Raw genomic sequence first — 363 nt, 5'->3', positions numbered from 1 at the left:
CAGCGCTGGCATGGTCGCGGCATCCGCGACAAGCCCTTCGACCTCGACGACTGCGCCGACGACGTGGTCGCGCTCGCCGACGTCCTGGGCATCGAGACCTTCACCGCCGCCGGGTTCTCGATGGGTGGTGGTGTGGCCCAGCTGGCCTGGCACCGGCATCCGGACCGCGTCGACGGGCTGATCCTGTGTTCGACCGGGCCGTTCTTCGGCAGCCATGACCCGAAGCGTCAGACCAACATGTCGAACATCGGCCGGGTCATGGAGATCATCCATCCGCCACACGTACGACCGAACGCCACCAACCTCGACGATCGATCGGTCCCGGACTCGTTGTGGGCCGTGCGGCAGTTCCTGGCGACACCC

The 363-nt window shown here is 67.2% G+C and carries 1 protein-coding gene; it reads left to right on the top strand.

What is annotated here, in order from left to right; genetic code table 11:
• Positions 1-363: alpha/beta fold hydrolase (locus tag SB754_RS19470; RefSeq protein WP_410784048.1), on the top strand; the 363-nt coding region annotated here is incomplete at both ends.

This window comes from Leifsonia sp. SIMBA_070 (assembly GCF_046534635.1).
In the GTDB taxonomy this organism is placed as follows: Bacteria; Actinomycetota; Actinomycetes; order Actinomycetales; family Microbacteriaceae; genus Leifsonia.
The sequence above is the reverse complement of the archived record's forward strand: the minus strand, read 5'-3'. Positions and strand labels throughout refer to the sequence as shown.